This window comes from Enterococcus songbeiensis (assembly GCF_005405265.1).
In the GTDB taxonomy this organism is placed as follows: domain Bacteria; phylum Bacillota; class Bacilli; order Lactobacillales; family Enterococcaceae; genus Enterococcus_C; species Enterococcus_C songbeiensis.
Window position 1 is genome coordinate 1 of the sequence record NZ_BJDS01000014.1, and the last position, 9,132, is coordinate 9,132.

The following is a 9,132-nucleotide window of genomic DNA, read 5'->3' on the forward strand; positions in this document are numbered from 1 at the left end:
CCTGGATAGATAAAGTTGTTCTTGATATTGTTCCATTGAATCAATTGATTCATAGTAATACCGTATTTATTAGCAATCAACCACACTGAATCACCAGATTTTACTGTATAGGTCGTTGAACTGCTAGAATTGTTACTGCTTGACGAACCAGAAGAGCTGGAGGAACCAGAATTACCAGAATTGCTGGAACCGGCACTTGAACCACCCCCGGCACTGCCGCTAGCTGGTGTATCAAATCGAGTCAAATTATACGTTTCAATCACACTATTTAATGAGCTTGCATAGTGAGGGGCAGTTGCGTATCGTCCGGTCAGCCATGCCGTTGCATCACGGTAAGATTTAGTATTGCTCTTCCACGCACCGCGATAGTAATAGCCACCGCCTAGATAAACATTACGCAAAGTATAGGCATTATCAGCAAAAGATTCTTTAAAAGAAGGATATTTTCGGAAAGGTTCCTTCATAGTAACCCATTTTCCATTTAAATATTCCATTGTATTCATATAGACTGTGTTGCCATTATAACTGCCTTTGATTCCAAACAGATTATAATTCGGTGCTTGTGATAACGTGCTGGTTCCCCAACCACTTTCAATGATAGCCTGCGCAATCATCACCGAAGCGTACAAATCATTCGCATTGGCAATTGGTTGTGCATGAGCAGCGATTTCTGTAATGAACGCACTTGGATTACTACGGGTTGCCATTTGTGCGTTTGTTGTCGTTCCTGTCGCCTCAGCTTGCAGCGGACTCATAAAAGGTGTCACAACAGAACAAGCTGTCAGGGTCGTACCTACGATTGCTGCACTTTTTTTCATGTGGCGATACATATCGCTTGTTTGTTCCGCTTTCCGCCGCTCTTTTCTTGAGATATTTTCCATTGTGTCACTCCTCCAAAAAAATTTCGTATTATTAGTTTAAGTATACCGTTTCTTAAGGTTTATTAAAAGATTTTTAAGGTCATTCTGGTAAATTGTAAAGTGCCTGTAACCTTCCGTTTTTTTCGTTATCTTTTGAAAAGAAAACGGGTGATTTTCAGCTTTTTATCTGAACCACTGAAAAAAAACGGTTATTTAACAAAAGGAAGATTATTGCAATTTCATGACAAAAAAGCAGGAGATTTTAGTACCCCTTCTTTTTCCCTAGCAACAAGTTTCCTTTCCCCCGCTTTTATGTCGGGAAAAGCAATGCTATAATAAGCTCATTCTCATCAAAGGAGTCCTCTATGAAAAATAAAGTATATACGCAATTTATCGGCAGTTGTTTTCTCCTGCTCTTCGTTTTTTTAGGCTATGTCGTTAAATTTTATCCTCAATGGGTATCAGGATTCGATTCAGTCTTAACAGATCTGGTTCGCAGCCCCTATCCTCATTGGAATGATTTTTATCTCTGGATCACTAAATTTGGTAATCCCAGCACCGTAATCATTTTAACTTTGGCTTTTCTGATTGTTCTCGCCATCGGCAAACGCTACGCTGAAACCGCGTGGCTGGGAATCGGTGTCTTAGGAATCGCCGGAATTCTCAATCCTTTAATCAAATTGGTTTTCACTCGGGAACGTCCAACGTTGTTGCATTTGGTCACGGAACACAGCTACAGTTTTCCCAGCGGACACTCCACCGGCAGTATGGTCTTATTCGGTACATTGATTTTTCTCGTTCCTGCTCTTTTCACTAGCACAACGGCCCGCTGGATCGCCCGCATCTTCTTAGGTTTCATAATCTTGGCTATCGGGATCAGCCGCATCTATTTAGGGGTTCATTTTCCTAGTGACATCATCGGTGGCTATTCACTTGGGCTGGGCTGGCTTTTTCTGACCTATCCCCTGTACCAAAAATTCCGCGTCATTTTAACCTTTAAGAAAAAACGCTGAGAAAGAAGGACAACCATGTCAGCATTTAGTTATACAGAAGATCCAAACAAACGTTACCATTCTTGGAATTACGCATTGCGTCAGGAATTTGGCGGGAAAATTTTCAAGGTGCCGATCGACGGCGGGTTTGATTGCCCCAACCGTGATGGAACGGTCGCTCATGGCGGCTGTACCTTTTGCAGTGTCTCCGGTTCTGGAGATATGATTGTTGCGCCGGAAGATCCCTTGCCCCTTCAATTTCAAAAAGAAATCGACATGATGCACTTAAAATGGCCGCACGTCGATCAATACATTGTCTATTTTCAAAATTTTACCAATACCCATGCTCCCATTGAAGTGATTCGTGAACGGTTTGAGCAAGTGGTCAATCTTCCGGGCGTTGTTGGCTTATCCGTCGGTACGCGTCCAGATTGTTTGCCGGAAGAAGTCGTGGAGTATTTAGCCGAATTAAATCAACGGCTGTATCTATGGGTGGAGCTCGGTTTGCAGACAACTTTCGAAAGTACCAGCCGCTCAATCAATCGCGCCCACGACTATGATACTTATGTAAATGGCGTGGCAAAATTACGTGCCCACAATATTCGTGTCTGTACCCATCTAATCAATGGCTTGCCCGGGGAAACTTCGGAAATGATGCTGGAAAATGTTCGCCGAACAATTTTAGATTCTGACATTCAAGGAATTAAACTGCACCTGCTTCACCTGATGCGCAACACTCGAATGCTGCGGGATTACCACGAAGGTCGCTTACAATTAATGACGCGAGAAAACTATGTGCAGGTCATTTGTGATCAATTGGAAATGATTCCTCCAGAAATTATCATCCATCGACTGACTGGAGATGCACCGTGGGATTCGTTGATTGGTCCGATGTGGAGCTTGAAAAAATGGGAAGTTCTCAATGCCATCGATCAAGAAATGCTGCGGCGGGATTCCTTCCAAGGTAAGTTTGATGTCAGAAAGGGTGTCCTTTCATGTTAAGCGCCTTGCGTTTTAGTCACCAATTAGTAAAAGAAATTCTACAGCCCGGGGATTACGCAGTAGACGCCACCATGGGCAACGGCAATGACACCCTTTTTCTAGCCCAACTGGTGGGGGAAACTGGAAAAGTTTATGCTTTTGATATTCAAGAAGCAGCTGTGATTGCAACCAAAAAAAAGCTGGCTGACAACCAGTTGACTTCCCGAACAGAATTGATTTTAGACGGCCATCAGCATGTAGAAAAATACCTAGCCGCCCCCATCAAGGCCGCTATTTTTAATCTTGGCTATTTGCCAAACAGCGACAAGTCAGTCATCACCCTACCAGATACCACCAAATCAGCCTTTGACCAACTGCTGCGGTTCTTACTGCCTCATGGTCGACTGATTATCGTTGCTTATTACGGACATGCTGGAGGACAAGAGGAACTGACAGCGGTTGACGAGTATTGTCAGCAGTTGCCTCAAGAAGACTACTCTGTTTTACGTTATCAATTTATCAATCAAAAAAATCAACCACCGATTCTTTTTTGTATCGAAAAAAAATAAAGAGCTGACAAATCTAGCAGATTTGTCAGCTCTTCTTTAGCAACAAAAAGAATTAATTTTCTAACGGCAGCCAAGTCAAGACCCGTTGGATCCATTGGTCCCAAAAAATCCAGTTGTGTTCACCGGGACCTTCTTCATAGGTAACATCCAAACCTTTGCCTCGTGCTTGCTTGACAAAATATTGATTGGAAGTATACAAAAAGTCCTCTGTTCCACAAGCTAAAAAGAATTTTGGCGCCTCTTCAGCGGGACACTCCACCAACATTTGTATCGGATCATTTTCTGAACCCTTTAATTGATCCAACGGGCCAAAAACCCCTTCCCAATACGCTTTGTTGCGAGTGCTTAATAAACTTTCCGGTTCCTCTGCCAAAGCAACTGCTCCAGAAAGGGAGGCAATGGCGGCAAATTGGTGTGGTCTTTTCAACCCTAATTTGACTGCACCATATCCCCCCATCGACAATCCCGCCGCAAAAGTTTTGGCTCTTTTCCATGTAAGCTGAGGAAATAGCTCATGGCAAATCGCCGGTAGTTCATCAGCAATAAACGTCCAATAATCCATTCCATATTGCGTGTTCGTGTACCAAGCCAAATCTGTTGAAGGCATGATGACCGCCAATCCAAGATTTTCAACATAGCGCTCGATAGACGTCCGCCGCCCCCACACACTCTGATTGCCCCCCATACCGTGCAGCAAATACAATACCGGCAGATCTTCAAGGCTGCCCTCCGTACTGGTGCCAATCATTTTCTCTGTTCGTTGAGGTAAAATTACGTTTAATCCAACTTCCATTTCCAAAACATTTGAATAAATACTAACTTGTAAAAAGGCCATTTCCCATCACCTTATCCTTTTTGTTCTATTGTAACAGATTTTTCCTTCACAAGAATAGTCAAAACAAAGGCAAGAACTACCAGCAGCAGTCCCGTACCGAAAACCCCATGCAAACCATCATATAAAATCTTTCGTAACGGTTGCAACAACTCTTCCGACAATAATTTTGCCGTTTGTGGATTGACCAATTTATTCATAATATCCGGATCAGTGGAAAGCTGGGTTTGCTGTAATTCATTAGTAGAAATCGTATTCAGTAAAATACCAAAAACGGAAACCATGATTGTCTGACCAATCGTTCGTACCAACGTGTTGAAGGAGGTAGCAACACCCAACATCTCATGAGAAACACTGCTTTGAGCACTAACCGTACAAGTAACTGTTGTTGCTCCAAGACCAATTCCTATTATAGAAGAAATTCCAAAGAACCAAAGCCAGCTGCTGTCTATTGGAATCAAAAATTGCCAAATCGCACCGATTAAAGTGATGGTCAGCCCAAACAATAGCGTTTTTTTGATGGAGTAACGTGTCATCCAGCGACTAGCTAAAAAGGAGCCCACCAACCACAGCAATGATAAAGGAGCCAGTACAAGTCCACCAATGCCGGCGTTCAATCCCAGGACGCCTTGCATCCACATGGGAATGTAGACATCAATTCCCATCAAAAATCCGCTGACCAACGCTGCCACACTATTGACCACTATAAATAAATGACTCTTAAACAATGACAAAGAAATTACCGGATCTTCGGCGTTTTTTTCGACAACTAAAAAGAAGCCCAAACTTACAATGGAAAGCAAGAATAACCCCGCCACCAACCACGTTCCCCCGTGATCACTCAATAGTTGGAAAGCTAGAAGTAAGGTCAACAACACGACCATCAAACAAAAACTGCCAGCGACATCCATTTTTTTTGCCTGAACCTTGTGCTTTGGCTCCACCAAATAAAACCAGATCATTCCAATCAGCACTAACCCGATCGGTACATTGATGAAAAAAATCCAATGCCAGCCAATCGTATCAACAATCAATCCACCAGCCAAAGGACCCACCACGCTGGCAATTCCCCAAGCTGTACTATTTAACCCTAATATTTTTGCCCGTCTCTCCATCGTATACATATCGGCAATGATCGTTAAGGCCACCGGCATCATTGCCCCGGCTCCCATTCCCTGAATCCCACGAGAAATGATCAACGTCAACATATCATTGGAAAATCCGCATAAAGCAGAACCAATGATAAACAGCAGGGTGCCAAAAATAAAAATCGGACGACGACCTATTTTATCTGCCAGCTTCCCATAGATGGGTGTCAACATGGCATTCGTTAATAAATAAATTGAAAAAACCCAGTTCATAATTTCAATCCCATGCAAGGAACCAACAATCGTCGGCATTGCAGTCGTTACAATCGTTCCCTCAATAGCTGTCATAAAAGTCGCAACAAAAACCGCCACCGTTACCAATGTCACATTTGTTTTTTTCTCCATTCTTTGTCTCCTTTCAAAAAATCCAGTTGCCTTCTTTCCCACGCTCCGCTGAATGCCTTGAATGAATCAACTGTTTTTGATCCATAAAAAAAGGACCTCTATCGACGTTTGTCAATAGAGGTCGCCTCGTTAGTCCTTCACACTTGCCAGTAAGGCGTCCACTTTATCTGTGTGTTCCCATGGCAAATCGATATCTGTACGACCAAAATGTCCGTATGCTGCCGTTTGTCGGTAAATTGGACGACGCAAATCCAGCATTTCAATGATTCCAGCAGGACGTAAATCAAAATTCTTCCGCACTGCTTCAATCAATTTTTCTTCTGCTACCTGACTCGTGCCAAACGTATTAATGGAAATCGACACTGGTTGAGCCACTCCAATTGCATAGGCTAATTGAACTTCAACTTTTTTCGCCAGTTTGGCCGCAACAATATTTTTGGCAATATAGCGAGCAGCGTAGCTTGCTGAACGATCGACTTTCGTGGCATCTTTTCCAGAAAAAGCACCGCCTCCATGACGTGCATAACCGCCATACGTATCAACGATGATCTTACGACCAGTCAAACCAGCATCTCCTTGTGGTCCGCCAATTACAAAACGTCCAGTAGGATTGATATAATATTTCGTTTTATCATCTAATAATTCAGCAGGTATCACTTCTTTGATTACTTTTTCAATGACATCCCGATGAATCGTTTCATTAGCCACTGCTGCATCATGCTGGGTACTGATAACCACGGTATCAATGCGCTCAGGCTCTTCTTGATCGTTGTATTCAACGGTGACTTGTGATTTTGCATCAGGCCGCAAATAAGGCAATTCCTTTGATTTACGCAACTCTGCCAAACGACGAACTAAACGGTGACTCAATGCAATCGGTAATGGCATTAATTCCGGTGTTTCGTCCACCGCAAACCCAAACATCAATCCTTGGTCTCCTGCTCCGATTTCATCTAGCAGATCCTTTTTTTCTTCTCGGGCTTCCATTGCTGTATCTACCCCTTGTGCAATATCCGGTGATTGTTCATCAATTGCCACCAGAACGGCTACTGTGTCTCCATCAAAGCCGAATTTTGCTCGGGTATAGCCAATATCTTTGATTGTTTTTCGCACGATTTTTTGAATATCCACATACGCAGACGTTGAAATTTCGCCAAAAACCAAAACTAAACCAGTCGTAACAGACGTTTCACAGGCAACACGGGCCATTGGATCTTTTTCCAATAATGCATCCAAAATTGCATCACTGATTTGATCCGCAACTTTATCCGGATGTCCTTCTGAAACTGATTCCGAAGTAAATAAATGTCTTTCTCTTTCTAACATGGTGATTCCCCCTAATAAATTATCGGTTACAAGGCATCTTCGTACAGACGAATCCTTTCGGGAACTTGCAACGTAAGCAAGTATAGCAGATTTTTCCCCGATTTGCTCGTTTTAATAGAAAGTTTCCCAAGAAATTTGGGTAAATAAAAAAAGATACCAATCAGTATCTTTAAGTGCATGATCCGTACGGGAATCGAACCCGTGTTACCGCCGTGAAAGGGCGGTGTCTTAACCGCTTGACCAACGGACCAATAAAAAATATTTTATTACTAATAATGGGCCTAAATGGACTCGAACCATCGACCTCACGCTTATCAGGCGTGCGCTCTAACCAGCTGAGCTATAGGCCCATAATAAAAACAAAAGCGGGTGACGAGAATCGAACTCGCGACAACAGCTTGGAAGGCTGTGGTTTTACCACTAAACTACACCCGCAAACAAGCTATTAATGGCGCGGGACAGAATCGAACTGCCGACACATGGAGCTTCAATCCATTGCTCTACCAACTGAGCTACCGAGCCAAAAACGGTCTGGACGGGACTCGAACCCGCGACCTCCTGCGTGACAGGCAGGCATTCTAACCAGCTGAACTACCAAACCAAATACGTTTTTATTACGCTAGCAAAAATATCTTGCTAGAATTGCGGGAGCAGGATTTGAACCTACGACCTTCGGGTTATGAGCCCGACGAGCTACCAGACTGCTCCATCCCGCGATAATAGTATTATTTCGCTCACATACGTTTGCGAATTGACCGATACTTTCATAGTAACACAAGAAAGATCAGAAAAGGAGGATAAGGGATTCGAACCCTTGCACGGTTTTACCCGCCTGACGGTTTTCAAGACCGTTCCCTTCAGCCGAACTTGGGTAATCCTCCAAAAAATAGTAATGATCCGTACGGGAATCGAACCCGTGTTACCGCCGTGAAAGGGCGGTGTCTTAACCGCTTGACCAACGGACCATGCTAAAACGGAGAAGGAGGGATTTGAACCCTCGCGCCGGTTTCCCGACCTACACCCTTAGCAGGGGCGCCTCTTCAGCCACTTGAGTACTTCCCCAAAAACCAAAAATGAGTTATTCTGATTTTAAATGGGCCTAAATGGACTCGAACCATCGACCTCACGCTTATCAGGCGTGCGCTCTAACCAGCTGAGCTATAGGCCCTTAATAAAAACAAGCGGGTGACGAGAATCGAACTCGCGACAACAGCTTGGAAGGCTGTGGTTTTACCACTAAACTACACCCGCATGGCGGTCTGGACGGGACTCGAACCCGCGACCTCCTGCGTGACAGGCAGGCATTCTAACCAACTGAACTACCAAACCAGAATATGTTTTTATTAAGCTAACAAGAAAATCTTGTTAGAATTGCGGGAGCAGGATTTGAACCTACGACCTTCGGGTTATGAGCCCGACGAGCTACCAGACTGCTCCATCCCGCGATAATAATATTATTTCGTTTGCTTTCGCTTACGAATTGCCGATACTTTCATAGTAACACAAGAAAGATCAGAAAAGGAGGATAAGGGATTCGAACCCTTGCACGGTTTTACCCGCCTGACGGTTTTCAAGACCGTTCCCTTCAGCCGGACTTGGGTAATCCTCCACAAGACTACAATGCCATTAATGGACCTTGTAGGACTCGAACCTACGACCGGACGGTTATGAGCCGTCTGCTCTAACCAACTGAGCTAAAGGTCCAGGCTCTTAAAAAAAACAATCGCGGCAGAGGGGATCGAACCCCCGACCTCCCGGGTATGAACCGGACGCTCTAGCCAGCTGAGCTACGCCGCGAAAATAGTTTATCGCTATTAATACAAACGATATGGAGCCTAGCGGGATCGAACCGCTGACCTCCTGCGTGCAAAGCAGGCGCTCTCCCAGCTGAGCTAAGGCCCCGTGTTTCTTTTTTATCGGGAAGACAGGATTCGAACCTGCGACCCCTTGGTCCCAAACCAAGTGCTCTACCAAGCTGAGCTACTTCCCGTTATTAACTCATTAACGCGCCCAAGAGGAGTCGAACCCCTAACCTTTTGATCCGTAGTCAAACACTCTATCCAGTTGAGCTATGGGCGC

7 protein-coding genes, 19 tRNA genes and 1 riboswitch are annotated in these 9,132 nt (G+C 44.2%); of the genes, 3 read left to right on the top strand and 23 right to left on the bottom strand.

The window, feature by feature from the left end:
- A partial coding sequence (locus FFM66_RS07865) for a glucosaminidase domain-containing protein (RefSeq protein ID WP_137605548.1) occupies window positions 1-881 on the bottom strand: 881 nt, incomplete at its 3' end.
- Between the two features lie 344 nt (window positions 882-1,225).
- Here FFM66_RS07865 and FFM66_RS07870 point away from each other — a divergent pair.
- The 3 genes from FFM66_RS07870 to mnmM are packed head-to-tail and all read left to right on the top strand — an operon-like array spanning window position 1,226 to window position 3,402.
- Entirely contained in the window at window positions 1,226-1,873 is a 648-nt protein-coding gene (locus FFM66_RS07870; protein ID WP_137605549.1) for a phosphatase PAP2 family protein, read from the top strand.
- A gap of 15 nt (window positions 1,874-1,888) precedes the next feature.
- Window positions 1,889-2,854 carry a tRNA modification radical SAM protein MnmL/YtqA gene (gene mnmL / locus FFM66_RS07875; RefSeq protein WP_048603724.1) on the top strand — a complete coding sequence of 322 codons (966 nt, stop codon included), beginning with the start codon at window positions 1,889-1,891 and terminating at the stop codon, window positions 2,852-2,854.
- On the top strand, window positions 2,848-3,402 hold the full coding sequence (mnmM, locus tag FFM66_RS07880) for a tRNA 5-(aminomethyl)-2-thiouridylate-methyltransferase MnmM (RefSeq protein ID WP_137605550.1): 555 nt from the start codon (window positions 2,848-2,850) through the stop codon (window positions 3,400-3,402). The genes mnmL and mnmM overlap by 7 nt, the downstream gene beginning before the upstream one ends.
- A 52-nt stretch (window positions 3,403-3,454) precedes the next feature.
- Here the strand turns inward: mnmM and FFM66_RS07885 are convergent, their stop codons facing one another.
- The 22 genes from FFM66_RS07885 to FFM66_RS07990 form a co-directional block, all read right to left on the bottom strand.
- Window positions 3,455-4,237: an alpha/beta hydrolase gene (locus FFM66_RS07885; RefSeq protein WP_137605551.1), complete on the bottom strand. Its 783-nt coding sequence runs from the start codon at window positions 4,235-4,237 to the stop codon at window positions 3,455-3,457.
- 11 nt (window positions 4,238-4,248) lie between these two features.
- Window positions 4,249-5,727 (bottom strand): MDR family MFS transporter, encoded by a 1,479-nt coding sequence (locus FFM66_RS07890; protein ID WP_137605552.1) that lies wholly within the window; start codon window positions 5,725-5,727, stop codon window positions 4,249-4,251.
- A 129-nt stretch (window positions 5,728-5,856) separates the two neighbouring features.
- Window positions 5,857-7,053: a methionine adenosyltransferase gene (gene metK, locus FFM66_RS07895; protein ID WP_048603720.1), complete on the bottom strand. Its 1,197-nt coding sequence runs from the start codon at window positions 7,051-7,053 to the stop codon at window positions 5,857-5,859.
- Window positions 7,051-7,129: riboswitch (SMK box riboswitch) on the bottom strand. Its footprint overlaps the gene before it by 3 nt.
- Window positions 7,130-7,231: 102 nt before the next feature.
- Window positions 7,232-7,303, bottom strand: a tRNA-Glu gene (locus FFM66_RS07900).
- A 26-nt stretch (window positions 7,304-7,329) separates the two neighbouring features.
- Window positions 7,330-7,403 (bottom strand) — tRNA-Ile (locus FFM66_RS07905).
- Between the two features lie 14 nt (window positions 7,404-7,417).
- Window positions 7,418-7,488, bottom strand: a tRNA-Gly gene (locus tag FFM66_RS07910).
- Window positions 7,489-7,502: 14 nt separating this feature from the next.
- Window positions 7,503-7,575: transfer RNA gene (locus tag FFM66_RS07915), tRNA-Phe, on the bottom strand.
- Between the two features lie 5 nt (window positions 7,576-7,580).
- A tRNA-Asp gene (locus FFM66_RS07920) sits at window positions 7,581-7,654 on the bottom strand.
- A 41-nt stretch (window positions 7,655-7,695) separates the two neighbouring features.
- Window positions 7,696-7,769: transfer RNA gene (locus FFM66_RS07925), tRNA-Met, on the bottom strand.
- Window positions 7,770-7,844: 75 nt separating this feature from the next.
- A tRNA-Ser gene (locus tag FFM66_RS07930) sits at window positions 7,845-7,934 on the bottom strand.
- A gap of 12 nt (window positions 7,935-7,946) precedes the next feature.
- Window positions 7,947-8,018, bottom strand: a tRNA-Glu gene (locus FFM66_RS07935).
- A gap of 9 nt (window positions 8,019-8,027) precedes the next feature.
- Window positions 8,028-8,115: transfer RNA gene (locus tag FFM66_RS07940), tRNA-Ser, on the bottom strand.
- Between the two features lie 32 nt (window positions 8,116-8,147).
- Window positions 8,148-8,221, bottom strand: a tRNA-Ile gene (locus FFM66_RS07945).
- Between the two features lie 12 nt (window positions 8,222-8,233).
- Window positions 8,234-8,304, bottom strand: a tRNA-Gly gene (locus tag FFM66_RS07950).
- 1 nt (window position 8,305) lies between these two features.
- Window positions 8,306-8,382: transfer RNA gene (locus tag FFM66_RS07955), tRNA-Asp, on the bottom strand.
- 42 nt (window positions 8,383-8,424) lie between these two features.
- Window positions 8,425-8,498 (bottom strand) — tRNA-Met (locus FFM66_RS07960).
- Between the two features lie 74 nt (window positions 8,499-8,572).
- Window positions 8,573-8,662 (bottom strand) — tRNA-Ser (locus tag FFM66_RS07965).
- A 21-nt stretch (window positions 8,663-8,683) separates the two neighbouring features.
- Window positions 8,684-8,757 (bottom strand) — tRNA-Ile (locus tag FFM66_RS07970).
- Between the two features lie 19 nt (window positions 8,758-8,776).
- Window positions 8,777-8,850: transfer RNA gene (locus tag FFM66_RS07975), tRNA-Met, on the bottom strand.
- 32 nt (window positions 8,851-8,882) lie between these two features.
- Window positions 8,883-8,955, bottom strand: a tRNA-Ala gene (locus tag FFM66_RS07980).
- 14 nt (window positions 8,956-8,969) lie between these two features.
- Window positions 8,970-9,043 (bottom strand) — tRNA-Pro (locus FFM66_RS07985).
- A gap of 15 nt (window positions 9,044-9,058) precedes the next feature.
- Window positions 9,059-9,132 (bottom strand) — tRNA-Arg (locus FFM66_RS07990).